This is a genomic window from Kitasatospora sp. NPDC056273 (assembly GCF_042268845.1).
GTDB lineage: Bacteria > Actinomycetota > Actinomycetes > Streptomycetales > Streptomycetaceae > Kitasatospora.
Genome location: NZ_JBHJSJ010000029.1, coordinates 23,086 through 39,661 on the forward strand (window position 1 = coordinate 23,086; position 16,576 = coordinate 39,661).

Here is a 16,576-nt window from a genome sequence, read left to right on the forward strand (position 1 = left end):
ACCCGTGGGCCGGATACCCTGGCCACGTGCGGGCCCGAGCAAGCGGGTCCGCAAAGCCGACAGCCGTCGCACCAGGGAGAAGCCCATGGCCACAGCAGCCACCCCGTCCATCACTCAGCAGAACCGTGCGAACGCGCTGCGTGAAGCGCTCGCCACCCGGGTGGTGGTCGCCGACGGTGCCATGGGCACCATGCTCCAGGCGCAGGACCCGACGCTGGAGGACTTCCAGAACCTCGAAGGCTGCAACGAGGTCCTCAACATCACCCGCCCGGACATCGTCCGGTCCGTCCACGAGGCCTACTTCGCGGTGGGCGTGGACTGCGTGGAGACCAACACCTTCGGCGCCAACTTCAGCGCCCTCGGCGAGTACGAGATCGCCGAGCGGATCTTCGAGCTGTCCGAGTCCGGCGCCCGGATCGCCCGCGAGGCGGCCGACGCCCACGCCGCCGCCGACGGCCGCACCCGCTGGGTGCTCGGCTCGATCGGCCCCGGCACCAAGCTGCCGACGCTCGGCCACGCCCCGTACGAGACGCTGCGCGACGGGTTCCAGCAGAACGCGGCCGGCCTGATCGCCGGCGGCGCCGACGCGCTGCTGGTCGAGACCAGCCAGGACCTGCTGCAGACCAAGGCCGCCATCCTGGGCTCCAAGCGGGCCCTGGCCGAGGCCGGCCTGGACCTGCCGGTGCTGGTGCAGGTGACGGTGGAGACCACCGGCACCATGCTGCTCGGCTCGGAGATCGGCGCCGCGCTCACCGCGCTGGAGCCGCTGGGCGTCGACTACATCGGCCTCAACTGCGCCACCGGCCCGGCCGAGATGAGCGAGCACCTGCGCTACCTGGCCAAGAACGCCCGGATCGGCCTGTCCTGCATGCCGAACGCGGGCCTGCCGGTGCTCGGCAAGGACGGCGCCCACTACCCGCTCTCCCCGGCCGAACTGGCCGACGCCCATGACGTGTTCACCCGCGAGTACGGCCTCTCGCTGGTCGGCGGCTGCTGCGGCACCACCCCCGAGCACCTGCGCCAGGTGGTCGAGCGGGTCCAGGGCCGCCCGATCGCCCCGCGCGACCCCCGCCCCGAGCCCTCGGCGGCCTCGCTGTACCAGGCCGTGCCGTTCCGCCAGGACACCTCGTACCTGGCGATCGGCGAGCGCACCAACGCCAACGGCTCGAAGAAGTTCCGCGAGTCGATGCTGGCCGGCGACTGGCAGGCCTGCGTGGAGATCGCCCGCGACCAGATCCGGGACGGCTCCCACCTGCTGGACCTCTGCGTGGACTACGTCGGCCGCGACGGCGTCGCCGACATGAAGGAGATCGCCGGCCGGCTGGCCACCGCCTCCACCCTGCCGATCGTGCTGGACTCCACCGAGCCGCAGGTGCTGCGGGCCGGCCTGGAGGCGCTCGGCGGCCGCGCGGTGCTCAACTCGGTCAACTACGAGGACGGCAACGCCCCGGACTCGCGCTTCGGCCGGATCGCCTCGCTGGCCCGCGAGCACGGTGCCGGCCTGATCGCGCTGACCATCGACGAGGAGGGCCAGGCCCGCACCGCCGACAAGAAGGTCGAGATCGCCGAGCGGCTGATCGCCGAGCTCACCGCCGACTACGGCGTCGACGAGGGCTCCATCCTGGTCGACTGCCTCACCTTCACCCTGGCCACCGGCCAGGAGGAGTCCCGCCGGGACGGCATCGAGACCATCGAGGCGATCCGCGAGCTCAAGCGCCGCCGCCCGGCCGTGCAGACCACGCTGGGCCTGTCCAACATCTCCTTCGGCCTCAACCCGGCCGCCCGGGTGGTGCTGAACTCGGTCTTCCTGCACGAGTGCGTGGAGGCCGGCCTGGACTCGGCGATCGTGCACGCCTCCAAGATCCTGCCGATCTCCCGGATCCCCGAGGACCAGCGCGAGGCCGCCCTCGACCTGGTCTACGACCGCCGCCGGGACGGCTACGACCCGCTGCAGCACCTGTTGGAGCTGTTCGACGGCGTCTCCTCGGCCTCGGTCAAGGCGTCCAAGGCGGAGGAGCTGGCCGCGCTGCCGCTGGACGAGCGCCTCCAGCGCCGGATCATCGACGGCGAGCGCAAGGGCCTGGAGGCCGACCTGGACGAGGCGCTGGCCGGTCGGCCCGCGCTGGAGATCATCAACGACACCCTGCTGTCCGGCATGAAGGTGGTCGGCGAGCTCTTCGGCTCCGGCCAGATGCAGCTGCCCTTCGTGCTCCAGTCCGCCGAGGTGATGAAGACCGCGGTGGCCCACCTGGAGCCGCACATGGAGAAGTCCGACAGCGAGGGCAAGGGCACCATCGTGCTGGCCACCGTCAAGGGCGACGTCCACGACATCGGCAAGAACCTGGTCGACATCATCCTGTCCAACAACGGCTACAACGTGGTCAACCTGGGCATCAAGCAGCCGGTCTCGGCGATCCTGGACGCCGCGCAGGAGCACAACGCGGACGTCATCGGGATGTCCGGCCTGCTGGTGAAGTCCACCGTGATCATGAAGGAGAACCTGGAGGAGCTGAACCAGCGCAAGCTGGCCGCGAGCTTCCCGGTGATCCTCGGTGGCGCCGCGCTCACCCGGGCCTACGTCGAGCAGGACCTGCACGAGATCTACGAGGGCGAGGTCCGCTACGCCCGGGACGCCTTCGAGGGCCTGCGGCTGATGGACGCGCTGATCGCGGTCAAGCGCGGCGTGCCCGGCGCGGCCCTGCCGGAGCTCAAGCAGCGCCGGCACGCCCGGGTCGAGGTGGAGGAGCCGGAGCCCGAGGTCAACCTCGGCCAGATCCGCTCCGACGTCGCCGTCGACAACGCCGTGCCCGTCCCGCCGTTCTGGGGCGACCGGATCGTCAAGGGCATCCCGTTCGCGGACTACGCCTCCTGGCTGGACGAGGACGCGCTGTTCAAGGGCCAGTGGGGCCTGAAGGCCTCCCGGGCCGGCGACGGGCCGTCCTACGAGGAGCTGGTGGAGACCGAGGGCCGGCCGCGGCTGCGGGCCTGGCTGGACCGCCTGCAGACCGAGGGCTGGCTGGAGGCCGCCGTGGTCTACGGCTACTACCCGGCCAACTCCAAGGGCGACGACCTGATCGTCTTCCACGAGGACGGCACCGAGCGCACCCGCTTCACCTTCCCGCGCCAGCGGCGCGGGCGCCGGCTCTGCCTGGCCGACTTCTTCCGCCCGGAGGAGTCCGGGGTGCGGGACGTGGTGGGCCTCCAGGTGGTCACCATGGGCAACCGGATCTCCGAGGCGGCCAACGAGCTGTTCGCCGAGAACTCCTACCGGGACTACCTGGAGCTGCACGGCCTCTCGGTGCAGCTGGCCGAGGCGCTGGCCGAGTTCTGGCACGCGCGGGTCCGCTACGAGCTGGGCTTCTCCGGCGAGGACCCGCAGGACGTCAAGGACATGTTCGCGCTCAAGTACCGCGGCGCCCGCTTCTCGCTCGGCTACGGGGCCTGCCCCGAGCTGGAGGACCGGGCCAAGATCGCCGAGCTGCTGAAGCCGGAGCGGATCGGTGTGGTGCTCTCCGAGGAGTTCCAGCTCCACCCGGAGCAGTCCACCGACGCGATCGTGATCCACCACCCGGAGGCGAAGTACTTCAACGCCCGGTAACCCCCGGTTCCCGCCGCATTCGCTCTTTCCGGACGAAGCGGGCGTATCCTTGATGATCCTGAACGGGCCGGTCCGCTCACCTGCGGGCCGGCCCGTGCCTTCCCCGGGGCCGCCCGGGCCTGCCGGAAGGACCCCCGCCATGACCACCAGCCCCACTGCCACGCGCATCCTCGACCACGGGGACGACCGCGGGCTCCAGGCGGTGCTGCTGGACATGGACGGGACGCTGGTGGACACCGAGGACTTCTGGTGGCAGGCCGAGGCCTCGCTCTTCGCCGAGCTGGGCCACGAGCTGGACGAGGCGGACCGCGCCCACGTGGTCGGCGGCCCGATGGCCAGGGTGATGGAGTACCTGGTCGCCCGGACCGGTGCGGACATCGCGCCGGCGGACCTCGGCGTGCTGGTCAACCAGCGCTTCGTCGACCTGCTGGCGGGCGGCGTGCCGCTCATGCCGGGCGCCGAGCGGCTGCTCAACACCCTTGCCGCGCACGGCATCCCGGCCGCCCTGGTGTCCGCCTCGCACCGGCACGTGATCGACATCGTGCTGCGCTCGCTGGGCGCCCACCACTTCGCCTTCAGCATCGGCGGGGACGAGGTGCCGCGCACCAAGCCGTTCCCGGACCCGTACCTGGAGGCGGCCCGGCGGCTGGGCGCGGAGCCGGCCCGCTGCGTGGTGGTCGAGGACACCCCGACCGGGGTGCGGGCGGGCGAGGCGGCCGGCTGCCCGGTGATCGCGGTGCCCTCGGTGGCGCCGGTCGAGCCGGCTCCGGGGCGGCTGGTGGTGTCCTCGCTGGAGCAGGTCGACCTCGACCTGCTGCGCTCCCTGGTCGCCTCGCGAGTGTGATTGTCGTCTCATTGCGAGACGGCTCTACTCGCCGGTACGAGGCCCGGCGAGCCCCCGGACCGGCGCTGCCGGGGGAGAAAACGGTCATTGGCTGACAACTCGTCGGGCGCCCGGTGATGCCCTCAACGACCGTGTCCCAAACGTCATCTGCACGGGTACCGGTCGTGCGTGTTCGATATGGCACGCTACTCCAGTTCGTGCCACCCAGAAGGACGCGCCTCGTGAAGACTTCAGCTGAACGCCTGGCAGTACTCGGTTGCGCCGGCCTGGTCGCCGTGTCGGTGGCGGGCTGCGGATCGGTGACCGACGTGGTCAAGGGGGACAGCGGCAAGTCCATCACCATGGGCACCAGCCAGCTGACCGGTGTCCTGGACCCGGCCGCCGCCTACGACTCCGGCTCCTGGCTGCTGCTGCGCAACACCTTCCAGTCGCTGCTCACCTTCCAGGCCGCCGCCAGCGCGCCCTCCCCGGACGCCGCGCAGTCCTGCGAGTTCACCAGCGCCGAGGCCACCGAGTACCACTGCACCCTGAAGCCCGGTCTGAAGTTCTCCAACGGGCACCCGATGACGGCCCAGGACGTGGTCTTCTCGATCGAGCGCACCAAGAAGATCAACGACCAGAACGGCCCGGTCGAACTGCTGGACTCGATCAAGTCCGTCGAGGCCAAGGGCGACAACGAGGTGCTCTTCCACCTCTCCGCGCCCGACGCCACCCTGCCGGCCAAGCTGGCGAGCCCGGCCGGCGCCATCGTGGACCACCAGGTCTACCCCGCCGACAAGGTCGTCCCCAACGACAAGCTGATCGGCTCCGGCCCGTACCGCATCGACTCGGTCGAGAACCTGAACGGCGGCAAGCAGCTGGGCAAGGTCGTGCTGTCGGCCAACGACAAGTACGGCGGCGAGGCCAAGCTCCGGAACAGCAAGTTCACCGTGCGGTACTTCGACAAGGCCGAGGACCTGAAGACCGCGCTGGACAAGAGCGAGATCGACCTCACCGACAACAGCCTGGAGCCGAACACCGCCGCCCAGGTCCGCTCCGACCAGCAGGGCGGCAAGGCCGACCTCCAGGTGACCGAGGGCGACAGCAACGACACCCGTTCGCTGGTCCTCAACACCAAGGACCCGCTGATGAGCAACGTCGCGGTCCGCCAGGCCGTCGCCCAGATGATGGACCGCAAGGCGCTGGCCCGCGACGTCTTCGCCCGCACCGTCCAGGCGCTCTACTCCATGGTCCCGGCCGGCCTGCCCGGCCACACCACGGCCTTCTTCGACCGCTACGGCGACCAGGACGTGAACAAGGCCAAGAAGATCCTGGCCGACGCCAAGGTCCAGACCCCGGTCAAGTTCACGCTGACCTGGTCCCGTTCGCGGGCCGGCAGCAACGAGGCCGAGACGCTGAAGAAGCAGCTGGAGACCGGCGGCCTGTTCCAGGTGACGCTCGCCCAGGAGCCGGACTGGGACTCGTACCGCAAGGGCTGGGCCGAGAGCAAGTACCAGGCGTACATCATCGGTTGGTTCGCCGACTACCCGGACCCGGACAACTACCTCGCCCCGCTGCTGATCAACGGCGGTGCGTACCACCACGGTTGGGACGACCCGCGGATCAGCGGCCGGCTGGTGCCGGAGGGCCTCAAGCAGACCGACCGCAGCGCCGCGGCCGGCACCTACGCGCAGATACAGCAGATCGAGGCCGAGAACGTGCCGCTGATCCCGCTGTACCAGAACAAGTCCTTCTTCGCGGCCCGCTCGTACGTCACCGGCGTCGAGTCCACCGTCGACACCACCGGCTACTTCCGCTTCTGGGAGATCAGCCGGACCAACAAGTAGCGCCCGCAGGACGGCGGCCCGCCCGCTTCCCCGTCGGTACGGGGGAGCAGGCGGGCCGCCGTGACGTTTCTGCCGCCCTGGGGCCGCTAGCGGCCCGCTACAGGGCGCCCGGGCGCACCAGCCCGCTCTCGTAGGCGTACACCGCCGCCTGCACCCGGTCGCGCAGCTGGAGCTTGGTCAGCACATGGCCCACGTGGGTCTTCACGGTGGTCTCGCTGACGAACAGCTCGGCCGCGATCTCCGCGTTCGACAGCCCGCGCGCCACCAGCTTCAGCACCTCCAGCTCACGCTCGGTCAGCGCGCCCAGCGCCTGCGGCGGCGCCTCGTCGCCCGAGGGCAGCTTGGTGGCGTACATGTCCAGCAGCCGGCGGGTGATGCTCGGCGCCAGCATCGCCGCGCCGTCCGCGACCACCCGGATCGCCTGCACCAGCTCCTCGGCCGGGACGTCCTTCAGCAGGAAGCCGCTGGCACCCGCGCGCAGCGCCTCCACCACGTACTCGTCCAGGTCGAAGGTGGTCAGCACCAGCACCTTGGCCGGGCCGTCGCGCCCCGGGCCGGCGATCCGGCGGGTCGCCTCGACGCCGTCCATCCTGGGCATCCGGATGTCCATCAGCACCACGTCGGGCTGCAGCGCCCGCACCTGGTCCAGCGCCTGCTGGCCGTCGCCGGCCTCGCCGACCACCACCAGGTCGGACTCGGCCTCCAGAATCATCCGGAAACCGGTGCGCAGCAGCGGCTGGTCGTCGACCAGCAGCACTCGGATCGTCACCTAGGACTCCTTGCTCATCGGATCCCCCGTGGGATCGCTTTCATCCGACGTACGGGCCAGCGGCAGCGGGTACGGCGGCGGGGTGCCGCCGAACTCCGGGCAGCTGGCCTGGTGGTCGCACCAGTCGCAGAGGCGGTTGCGGGTCGCCGGGAAGTCCCCGGTGGCCACCGCGTGGCCGATCCGCTCCCACAGCGCCCGGAGCTTGCGCTCCACCGCGAGCAGGTCCGCCTCGTCCGGGTCGTAGCTGACCACGTCCCCGCCCCCGCCGAGGTAGACCAGCTGGAGGCGCTTGGGGAGCACGCCCTTCCAGCGCCACACCACCAGGGCGTAGAACTTCATCTGGAACATCGCCTTGCCCTCGAAGTCCCGCGAGGGCGCCCGGCCGGTCTTGTAGTCCACCAGCCGGACCTCGCCGGTCGGGGCGACGTCCACCCGGTCGATGTAGCCGCGCAGCAGCAGCCCCGAGTCCAGGGCCGTCTCCACGTACAGCTCCCGCTCCACCGGGTGCAGCCGGGTCGGGTCCTCCAGCCGGAACCACTGGCCGACCAGCTTCTCGGCGTCCGCCAGCCAGCGGGTGAGCGCCGCACCGTCCGGGTCGTCCGGGAACAGCGAGCCCAGCTCCGGGCGCTCGCCCAGCAGCCGCTCCCACTGCGGGCGCAGCAGGCCCAGCGCCCGGTCCGGGGTCCGCTCGGCCGCCGGGCTGTCGAACAGCCGCTCCAGCACCGCGTGCACCAGCGTGCCCCGGGTCGCCGCCGAGCTCGGCGGCTCGGGCAGCCGGTCGATCACCCGCAGCCGGTACAGCAGGGGACAGGTGAGGAAGTCCCCCGCTCGGGACGGGGAGAGCCCGGTCGGGGGTGCCGCCGGGCGCCCGGCGGCACTGCTGGTCTGGGTGTGCTGCATGGCTACGACCCTATTGCCCTTTGCTGTCATCCCGCTGCCACGGTGCTGCCACAGCCGCCGGTGAGTGGGTATGAAGGCAGAAGGAGGGCCGCGCAGCGCCGGGGGGCCGCGATCACGTAGCGTGGGCGCACCGGGCACGACGGGGGAGACGACCGAAGGGATCACGGTGAGCGACAGCAGGGGGCAGCAGCCCTCCGAACAGCCACCGCAGGCGGGCGACGGGCGCCCGGCCGCGCCGCCGCCCGAGCGCCGCGGCGGAATCCTGATGGGCCGGCCCTTCGGCGTGCCCATCTACGTCACCCCCTCCTGGTTCGTCATCGCCGCGCTGATCACCTGGGTGTTCGGCGGGCAGCTGGGCGACGTGCTGCCCGACCTCGGCGGCGCCCGCTACCTGGTCGCGTTCTTCTTCGCGGTCGCCTTCTACGCCTCCGTCCTGGTGCACGAGCTCGCCCACACGCTGGTCGCACTGCGGTACAAGCTCGGGGTGCGGCGGATCCAGCTCCAGTTCTTCGGCGGGGTCTCCGAGATCGAGAACGAGGCGGAGAGCCCCTGGCGGGAGTTCTGGCTGGCCTTCGTCGGCCCGCTGCTCTCGCTGCTGCTCGGCGGCGTGTTCTACCTCGGGGTGCGGGCGGTGGAGCTGTCCACCGTGCCCGGGGTGCTGCTCACCGGCCTGATGGTCTCCAACCTGGTGGTCGCCGCCTTCAACCTGCTGCCCGGCCTGCCGCTGGACGGCGGCCGGATGCTGCGCGCGGTCGTCTGGGCGATCACCGGCCGGCCGATGACCGGCACGGTGGCCGCCGCCTGGGTCGGCCGCGGGCTGGCCGTCGCCGTGCTGATCGGCCTGCCGCTGCTGAGCGCCGCCCGCGGGGTCGAGCGCACCACCACCGACACCCTGGTGGACGCGGTGCTGGCCGCGGTGCTCGCCGCGATCATCTGGAACGGCGCCACCGGCAGCCTGCGCAACGCCCGGCTCAAGGAGGTGCTGCCCTCCCTGCGGCTGCGCGAGCTGGCCCGGCGGGCCGTCGAGGTCACCGCCGACACCCCGCTCGGCGAGGCGCTGCGCCGCGCCCGCGAGGCCGGGGCCGGCGCGGTGATCGTGGTGGACGGCCGGGGCGAGCCGATCGCCCTCGTCCGGGAGTCCGCCGTCCGCTCGGTGCCCGAGCACCGCCGCCCCTGGGTGGCCGTCGGCCCGCTCGCCCGCGACCTCGAACCCGGGCTGCGGCTGGACGCCGACCTCGGCGGCGAGGACCTGCTGCGGGCCGTCCAGGCCACCCCGGCGGGGGAGTACCTGGTGGTCGAGCCGGACGGCCGGGTGTACGGCGTGGCCGCGCTCAGCGACATCGAGCAGCGGCTGACCGCCGCCGTCTCCGGCCGCTGATCATGGTGGTAAGGCGGAAGGCTCCGCTTCCCTTAGGATTGTCCGCATGTCCGAACCGACCGGTGCCGCCCGCCGACGCGGGCCCTTCCAGGTCGGGGACCAGGTCCAGCTGACCGACCCCAAGGGTCGCCACTACACGTTCACGCTCCAGGCCGGGAACCAGTTCCACACCCACAAGGGTGCGTTCCCGCACGACGAGCTGATCGGCGCCCCCGAAGGCACGGTCGTGCGCACCACGGGGAACGTCCCGTACCTCGCGCTGCGCCCCCTGCTCCCCGACTACGTCCTGTCCATGCCGCGCGGCGCCGCCGTGATCTACCCCAAGGACGCGGGGCAGATCCTGGCGATGGCCGACATCTTCGCCGGCGCCCGCGTCGTCGAGGCCGGCGTCGGCTCCGGCGCGCTCTCCACCTACCTGCTGCGCGCCGTCGGCGACACCGGCATGCTGGCCTCCTACGAGCGCCGGCAGGACTTCGCCGACATCGCCCAGGGCAACGTCGAGCGCTACTTCGGCGGCCCGCACCCGGCGTGGAAGCTCACCGTCGGCGACCTCCAGGACAACCTGGTCGAGACCGACGTCGACCGCGTCATCCTCGACATGCTGGCGCCCTGGGAGTGCCTGGACGTCGCCTCCAAGGCGCTCGTCCCCGGCGGCCTCATCTGCTGCTACGTGGCCACCACCACGCAGATGTCGAAGACCGTCGAGGCGCTGCGCGACCACGGCACCTTCACCGAGCCGCAGGCCTGGGAGACCATGGTCCGCACCTGGCACCTGGAGGGCCTGGCGGTCCGCCCGGACCACCGGATGATCGGCCACACCGGCTTCCTGCTCACCGCCCGCCGCCTGGCGGACGGCGTCGAGCCGCCGCTGCGCCGCCGCCGTCCGGCCAAGGGCGCGTACGGCGAGGACTACGACAACGGGACGCCCGAGCCCACCCTCCAGGAGCGCGCCGCCGCCCGCAAGGCCGCCCAGGCCACGGAGGCGGACCAGCCCGACCTGGGCTGAGCCCCGAACCCACCGACAAGGGGTGGTACGAGCACACCGCTCGTACCACCCCTTTCGCATTCCGCCGATCACGGTGTGGGACGATGCTGGCTCACGCCTTGGCTCTTGGAGCGCTGGAGGGGACGCCTGGTGGAGACCGCGGTCGGGACGACGGCGACGGTTGGACAGCAGACACCGCGGGGCCGTTCCGGGCCCGGGCGCGCGCGCACCGTCCCCTGGCACTGGGCCGTCGCCCTGGCCGGCTGCGGCGCGGTGGTGGCGGCCGCGCTCGCGGCCTCTCCGGCGACCGGCACCCCGGTGCCCGCGCACGGCACCCCCCAGGCCCTCGTCGCGAGCGCCGCCCCCGACCCGGCCCGGGCCCAACTCCCGTTGGACTGCGGCCCGTTCCCGGTCAAGACGGCGCTCAGCGTGCCGGCCCGGCTCGGCGACGGACGCCCCGGCACGGTGGTCGCCGCGCACTGCGCCACCGAGACCGGCACCCCGCCGGACGCCGTCTACCTGCTCGGCTTCGGCCCGGGCGGGCGCTCCGAGGTGGTGGCCACCCTGCTCCCCGAGCGCGAGAACCTCACCGTGAGCCGGATCGCGGTGCGTTCGGACGGCGCCATCACCGGCCACGCGCAGGGGTATTCGAGCGAGGACGTGCCGCGGTTCCGGCCCGACATCTCGCTCGACCTCACCTGGACGCAGCGGAGCGGCGGCTGGGAACGCTCCCAGACCGCCGCCCCGCTCCACCAGGCCTGAGCCCGGCCCGTTCTACTCCGCGTCGGGGCCGTACACCTCGACCCGGTCGGCGACCCGGCGCACGTGGATGCAGTCGCCGGGGCACTCCTTCGCCGAGTCCACCACGTCCTGAAGGATCGTCAGCGGCACCGGGGCACTCTCCCCGGGCTGCTGGCGCAGCTCGTCGTCCGGCCCCTTCACGTAGGCCAGCCCGTCGATGTCGAGCTCGAAGACCTCGGGCGCGTACTGCACGCAGATGCCGTCACCGGTGCACAGATCCTGGTCGATCCACACCTCCAGCGCCTCGGCCGCCGCCGTCTGCTCGGTCACCGACATGGTCCCCTGCCGTTTCTGTCCCGGGTCGCCCCTATTCCTGGAGCAATCCCGCCATTCGTACAACGATCGGACCTCGACTTGTGGTCGCGATCGGATATCACTTCGCTCGACGATACATCTGGCCCGCTTTGGGTGGTGCGCGGTGGGTATCCCCCTTAGCAGAGGGGAAGCACGCTGGGGCGAAGATCGGACACGCCCGTTCCATCTTTCTTGATCTAGGGGTTTACGGACCCCTGGTCCCAGGTAGGGTCTGGAAGCGTCCAGCTCCCCGGAGGAGGTGAGGACCGTGGCAGCCCACGATGACGACTACAACCGCAGCACCGGCAGGCCCGCTCGTGGTTCCGACGAGGCCGCTCAGGTCTCGTACCTTGAGCAGGAAATCGCCGTGCTGCGCCGCAAGCTCGCCGACTCGCCGCGCAATTCGAGGATCCTCGAAGAGCGGATCGTCGAGCTCCAGACCAACCTGGCGGGCGTGACCGCCCAGAACGAACGGCTCGCCTCCACCCTGCGAGAGGCCCGCGACCAGATCGTGGCCCTCAAGGAGGAAGTGGACCGGCTGGCACAGCCCCCGGCCGGCTTCGGCACCTTCCTCGACGCGAACGAGGACGGCACCGCGGACATCTTCACCGGCGGGCGCAAGCTCCGCGTGAACGTCAGCCCGAGCGTCGCCCTCGACGAGGTGCGGCGCGGCCAGGAAGTGATGCTCAACGAGGCCCTCAACATCGTGGACGCGATGGCCTTCGAGAACATCGGCGAGATCGTCACCCTCAAGGAGCTCCTGGAGGACGGCGAGCGCGCCCTGGTGCTGGGCCACACCGACGAGGAGCGGGTGGTGCGCCTCGCCGAACCGCTGCGCGGGCTGACCATCCGGTCCGGGGACGCCCTGCTGCTGGAGCCCCGCTCCGGCTACGTCTTCGAGGTCGTCCCGAAGTCCGAGGTCGAGGAGTTGGTCCTCGAGGAGGTCCCGGACATCGACTACCGCCAGATCGGCGGCCTGAGCAACCAGATCGAGCTGATCCGCGACGCGGTCGAGCTGCCGTACCTGCACGCCGACCTCTTCAAGGAGTACGAGCTGCGCCCGCCCAAGGGCGTGCTGCTCTACGGCCCGCCCGGCTGCGGCAAGACGCTGATCGCCAAGGCGGTCGCCAACTCGCTGGCGAAGAAGGTGGCCGAGGTCACCGGACGCCCCCAGGGGAAGAGCTACTTCCTCAACATCAAGGGGCCCGAGCTGCTCAACAAGTACGTGGGCGAGACCGAGCGGCAGATCCGCCTGGTGTTCCAGCGGGCCCGGGAGAAGGCGGGCGAGGGCACGCCCGTCATCGTCTTCTTCGACGAGATGGAGTCGCTGTTCCGCACCCGCGGTTCCGGCGTCAGCTCGGACGTGGAGAACACCATCGTCCCGCAGCTGCTCGCCGAGATCGACGGCGTGGAGGGCCTGGAGAACGTCATCGTCATCGGCGCCTCGAACCGCGAGGACATGATCGACCCGGCGATCCTGCGGCCCGGCCGCCTGGACGTCAAGATCAAGATCGAGCGCCCGGACGCCGAGGCCGCGAAGGACATCTTCTCCAAGTACCTCAAGGACTCGCTGCCGTTCCACCCGGACGACCTCAAGGAGCACGAGGGCTCCGTCGAGGCCACGGTGGTCGCGATGATCCAGTCGGTGGTGGAGCGGATGTACTCCGAGACCGAGGAGAACCGCTTCCTGGAGGTCACCTACGCCAACGGTGACAAGGAGGTCCTGTACTTCAAGGACTTCAACTCCGGCGCGATGATCCAGAACATCGTCGACCGCGCGAAGAAGATGGCCATCAAGGACTTCCTCGACCACGGTCAGCGGGGCCTGCGCGTCTCCCACCTGCTCGCCGCCTGCGTCGACGAGTTCAAGGAGAACGAGGACCTCCCGAACACCACCAACCCGGACGACTGGGCCCGCATCTCCGGCAAGAAGGGCGAGCGGATCGTCTTCATCCGCACGCTGGTCACCGGCAAGCAGGGCGCCGAGTCCGGCCGCTCGATCGACACTGTCGCCAACACGGGGCAGTACCTGTAAGCACGCGGTTGTCCGGGCCGGCAGCGGTCCCCGGAGCTGTACGCACACCGTCCGGCTGTGGCGCCTCGCGGCCCCGCAGCCGGACGGCGCGTCTCCGGGCCCGCCGTTCGGCGCCGGGTTCTAGGCTCGACCCACCGTGCGCGGGCAGAGGCCCGGCGCCGGTGTTGTTCGGCGGTACGTCAGAGTGCTCCGCCCGTCGGGGGCGGTGCACCGGGCAAGGAGGGCCGCATGACCGTACGGCGCGTGATGGGCATCGAGACGGAGTACGGGATCTCCGTGCCCGGGCACCCCAACGCCAACGCCATGCTCACCTCGTCCCAGATCGTCAACGCGTACGCGGCGGCGATGCACCGGGCACGGCGGGCCCGCTGGGACTTCGAGGAGGAGAATCCGCTGCGCGACGCACGGGGGTTCGACCTGGCCCGCGAGGTCGCGGACGCCAGCCAGCTGACCGACGAGGACATCGGCCTCGCCAACGTCATCCTCACCAACGGGGCCCGGTTCTACGTGGACCACGCGCACCCCGAGTACAGCTCGCCCGAGGTGACCAACCCGCGCGACGCCGTGCTCTGGGACAAGGCCGGCGAGCGGATCATGGCCGCCGCCGCGCAGCGCGCGCTGGAACTGCCCAACGGGCAGACCATCCACCTGTACAAGAACAACACCGACAACAAGGGCGCCTCCTACGGCACCCACGAGAACTACCTGATGAAGCGGGCGACACCGTTCGCCGACATCGTCCGCCACCTCACCCCGTTCTTCGTCTCCCGCCAGGTGGTCGCCGGCGCCGGCCGGGTCGGCATCGGCCAGGACGGCTCGGCGCACGGCTTCCAGCTCAGCCAGCGGGCGGACTACTTCGAGGTCGAGGTGGGCCTGGAGACGACGCTCAAGCGCCCGATCATCAACACCCGGGACGAACCCCACGCCGACGCCGAGAAGTACCGCCGGCTCCACGTGATCATCGGCGACGCCAACCTCTCCGAGATCTCCACCTACCTCAAGCTGGGCACCACCGCGCTGGTGCTGTCGATGATCGAGGACTCGTTCATCGCCGCCGACCTCGCCGTCGACCAGCCGGTGCGCACCCTGCACCGGGTCTCCCACGACCCGACGCTCAAGCACCTGATCACCCTGCGCAACGGGCGCAAGCTCACCGCCGTCCAGCTCCAGCTCGAGTACTTCGAGCTGGCCCGCAAGTACGTCGAGGACCGCTTCGGCACCGACGCGGACGAGCAGACGGTGGACGTGCTGACCCGCTGGGAGGACGTCCTCGGCCGGCTGGAGCGCGACCCGATGTCGCTGTCCCGGCAGCTGGACTGGGTCGCCAAGCGGGAGATCCTGGAGGGCTACCGCAGCCGGGACGCCCTGGAGTGGGACAACCCGCGGCTGCACCTGGTCGACCTCCAGTACAGTGACGTACGGCCGGAGAAGGGCCTCTACAACCGCCTGGTGGCCCGCGGGCGCTTCGAGCGGCTGCTCACCGAGGGCGAGGTCGAGCGGGCCGTCTCCAAGCCGCCGGACGACACCCGGGCGTACTTCCGCGGGCGCTGCCTGGAGCAGTACGCGGAGCACGTCGCGGCGGCCTCCTGGGACTCGGTGATCTTCGACCTGCCCGGCCGGGACTCGCTGCAGCGCGTGCCCACCCTGGAACCGCTGCGCGGGACCCGCAACCACGTCAAGGAGCTGCTGGACCGCTGCCGCACGGCCGAGGACCTGCTCCGGGTGCTGTCCGGCGGGTAACTTTTCGATCACCATGGGTGAACGTCCGCCGAATGGGAATCATCCGGGGTGGCAGCGGGTGTTGGACAGGAAGCGCCACCGGCAAACCGGGAGCGGCAGTCGCACCTTGTGTATAGGGTCGGTGCAGCAAGCAACGACCCAACCGTGCCAGACGAATCGAGCGGGGTGAGGGAAATGGCGAGCAAGGACACCGGCGGCGGCCAGCAGCGGGCGAACCGCTCCTCCGAGGAGGTCGAGGAGCAGGCCGCGGAAAGCCAGAATTCCGAGGACCTCAAGGAGCGCCAGGAAAAGCTGAGCGACGACGTCGACGCGGTTCTGGACGAAATCGACGAGGTCCTCGAGTCGAATGCCGAGGATTTCGTTCGCGGATTCGTCCAGAAGGGCGGGCAATAGCCCGGTCCGGGCATTCCGAATTCACGGTCGCGACCGATCGGGGCGGCCGGGCGGCGAACACCGCCCGGCCGTCCGGCACCGGCCCCTCCACCCGTGGACAGTGATCGTCGGGCGGGTAGGGTGCGGGCAGCGCGCGCTTCAAGCTACCTGGAAGGAATCGTGTGGAAGCCAACACTCGTGGCACCGGGCGTCTACCGGCTGCCTTCCTGACCCCGGGGTCGTCCTCGTTCCTCGACTTCCTCGCCGAGCACAAGCCGGAGATGGTCCCCGGACTCCGGGGGCTCCCCGAGGGCGTCGTGGTCGAGGCCCCGCACGGGACCACGCTCGTGGCCGCGATCTTCGACGGCGGCGTCGTGATCGCGGGTGACCGCCGGGCGACGATGGGCAACGTGATCGCCCAGCGGGACATGGAGAAGGTCTTCCCGGCCGACGAGTACAGCGCGGTCGGCATCGCCGGCACCGCCGGCCTCGCGGTCGAGATGGTCCGGCTGTTCCAGCTGGAGCTGGAGCACTACGAGAAGATCGAGGGCGCCACGCTCTCCCTGGAGGGCAAGGCCAACCGGCTCACCACCATGATCCGGGGCAACCTGGGCATGGCGATGCAGGGCCTCGCGGTGGTGCCGCTGTTCGCCGGCTACGACCTGGACCTCGGCCGCGGCCGGATCTTCAACTACGACGTCACCGGCGGGCGGTCCGAGGAGCGCGGCTTCGCCGCCACCGGCTCGGGCTCGGTCTTCGCCCGCGGCTCGCTGAAGAAGCTCTACCGCGACGGCCTGACGGCCGACCAGGCCGCCACCCTGGTCGTCCAGGCCCTGTACGACGCGGCGGACGACGACTCCGCCACCGGCGGCCCGGACCTCGCCCGGAAGATCTTCCCGATCGTCTCGCTGATCACCGAGGACGGCTTCCGCCGGCTCACCGACGCGGAGGTGACGGAGATCGTCGTCGCCATCACCGACGAGCGCCTGGACCGGCCCAACGGCCCGCAGGCCCCGCTGATCTAGCCATCACCT

Annotated in this window: 13 protein-coding genes and 1 pseudogene; 11 read left to right on the plus strand and 3 right to left on the minus strand. The window is 71.0% G+C overall.

The features are described 5' to 3' along the window. Positions 1-85: 85 nt before the first annotated feature. From metH to ACFCY1_RS24290, 3 genes are all read left to right on the plus strand, one after another. A complete protein-coding gene (metH, locus tag ACFCY1_RS24280; protein WP_375876038.1) occupies positions 86-3,598 on the plus strand; it encodes a methionine synthase in 3,513 nt (1,170 codons plus the stop codon). Between the two features lie 139 nt (positions 3,599-3,737). Further along, a complete protein-coding gene (locus ACFCY1_RS24285; RefSeq protein ID WP_049650982.1) occupies positions 3,738-4,442 on the plus strand; it encodes an HAD family phosphatase in 705 nt (234 codons plus the stop codon). A gap of 221 nt (positions 4,443-4,663) precedes the next feature. After that, on the plus strand, positions 4,664-6,268 hold the full coding sequence (locus ACFCY1_RS24290) for an ABC transporter substrate-binding protein (protein WP_158077697.1): 1,605 nt from the start codon (positions 4,664-4,666) through the stop codon (positions 6,266-6,268). A gap of 97 nt (positions 6,269-6,365) precedes the next feature. On the opposite strand, the gene ACFCY1_RS24295 is transcribed toward ACFCY1_RS24290, so the two are convergent. Both ACFCY1_RS24295 and ACFCY1_RS24300 read right to left on the minus strand, forming a co-directional pair. Next, on the minus strand, positions 6,366-7,037 hold the full coding sequence (locus ACFCY1_RS24295) for a response regulator transcription factor (protein WP_049650980.1): 672 nt from the start codon (positions 7,035-7,037) through the stop codon (positions 6,366-6,368). Beyond that, complete coding sequence (locus ACFCY1_RS24300; RefSeq protein ID WP_049650979.1) at positions 7,038-7,937, minus strand: RecB family exonuclease; 900 nt, start codon at positions 7,935-7,937, stop codon at positions 7,038-7,040. 166 nt (positions 7,938-8,103) lie between these two features. Here ACFCY1_RS24300 and ACFCY1_RS24305 point away from each other — a divergent pair, with 166 nt between their 5' ends. The 3 genes from ACFCY1_RS24305 to ACFCY1_RS24315 all read left to right on the plus strand — a co-directional run bounded on the left by ACFCY1_RS24305 (position 8,104) and on the right by ACFCY1_RS24315 (position 11,062). Further along, the gene (locus ACFCY1_RS24305) at positions 8,104-9,315 is read left to right on the plus strand and encodes a site-2 protease family protein (protein WP_049650978.1); all 1,212 of its coding nucleotides are present in this window, start codon (positions 8,104-8,106) and stop codon (positions 9,313-9,315) included. Between the two features lie 46 nt (positions 9,316-9,361). After that, complete coding sequence (locus tag ACFCY1_RS24310; protein ID WP_049650977.1) at positions 9,362-10,321, plus strand: tRNA (adenine-N1)-methyltransferase; 960 nt, start codon at positions 9,362-9,364, stop codon at positions 10,319-10,321. Between the two features lie 129 nt (positions 10,322-10,450). Next, positions 10,451-11,062, plus strand: a complete 612-nt coding sequence (locus ACFCY1_RS24315; RefSeq protein WP_375876039.1) for a hypothetical protein — start codon at positions 10,451-10,453, stop codon at positions 11,060-11,062. 12 nt (positions 11,063-11,074) lie between these two features. On the opposite strand, the gene ACFCY1_RS24320 is transcribed toward ACFCY1_RS24315, so the two are convergent. Beyond that, positions 11,075-11,377, minus strand: a complete 303-nt coding sequence (locus ACFCY1_RS24320) for a ferredoxin (RefSeq protein WP_049651996.1) — start codon at positions 11,375-11,377, stop codon at positions 11,075-11,077. 286 nt (positions 11,378-11,663) lie between these two features. Here ACFCY1_RS24320 and arc point away from each other — a divergent pair, with 286 nt between their 5' ends. The 5 genes and pseudogenes from arc to prcB all read left to right on the plus strand — a co-directional run bounded on the left by arc (position 11,664) and on the right by prcB (position 16,567). Continuing rightward, entirely contained in the window at positions 11,664-13,430 is a 1,767-nt protein-coding gene (gene arc / locus ACFCY1_RS24325; protein ID WP_049651997.1) for a proteasome ATPase, read from the plus strand. 228 nt (positions 13,431-13,658) lie between these two features. After that, a complete protein-coding gene (dop, locus tag ACFCY1_RS24330; RefSeq protein ID WP_049651998.1) occupies positions 13,659-15,170 on the plus strand; it encodes a depupylase/deamidase Dop in 1,512 nt (503 codons plus the stop codon). Between the two features lie 174 nt (positions 15,171-15,344). Next, positions 15,345-15,563, plus strand: a complete 219-nt coding sequence (locus ACFCY1_RS24335; protein WP_049652012.1) for a ubiquitin-like protein Pup — start codon at positions 15,345-15,347, stop codon at positions 15,561-15,563. A gap of 132 nt (positions 15,564-15,695) precedes the next feature. Next, positions 15,696-15,773, plus strand: a pseudogene (locus tag ACFCY1_RS24340) (recombination endonuclease VII); the annotation flags it as partial. Beyond that, the gene (gene prcB / locus ACFCY1_RS24345) at positions 15,770-16,567 is read left to right on the plus strand and encodes a proteasome subunit beta (protein ID WP_369808298.1); all 798 of its coding nucleotides are present in this window, start codon (positions 15,770-15,772) and stop codon (positions 16,565-16,567) included. The pseudogene ACFCY1_RS24340 and the gene prcB, both read left to right, overlap by 4 nt. The last annotated feature ends 9 nt before the right edge of the window (positions 16,568-16,576 follow it).

Bases quoted from the DNA above. Each gene is read 5' to 3' on its own strand.
- ACFCY1_RS24320 (WP_049651996.1), bottom strand. From the start codon at position 11,377: ATGTCGGTGACCGAGCAGACGGCGGCGGCCGAGGCGCTGGAGGTGTGG.
- metH (WP_375876038.1), top strand. From the start codon at position 86: ATGGCCACAGCAGCCACCCCGTCCATCACTCAGCAGAACCGTGCGAAC.
- ACFCY1_RS24300 (WP_049650979.1), bottom strand. From the start codon at position 7,937: ATGCAGCACACCCAGACCAGCAGTGCCGCCGGGCGCCCGGCGGCACCC.
- ACFCY1_RS24285 (WP_049650982.1), top strand. From the start codon at position 3,738: ATGACCACCAGCCCCACTGCCACGCGCATCCTCGACCACGGGGACGAC.
- ACFCY1_RS24335 (WP_049652012.1), top strand. From the start codon at position 15,345: ATGGCGAGCAAGGACACCGGCGGCGGCCAGCAGCGGGCGAACCGCTCC.
- dop (WP_049651998.1), top strand. From the start codon at position 13,659: ATGACCGTACGGCGCGTGATGGGCATCGAGACGGAGTACGGGATCTCC.
- ACFCY1_RS24310 (WP_049650977.1), top strand. From the start codon at position 9,362: ATGTCCGAACCGACCGGTGCCGCCCGCCGACGCGGGCCCTTCCAGGTC.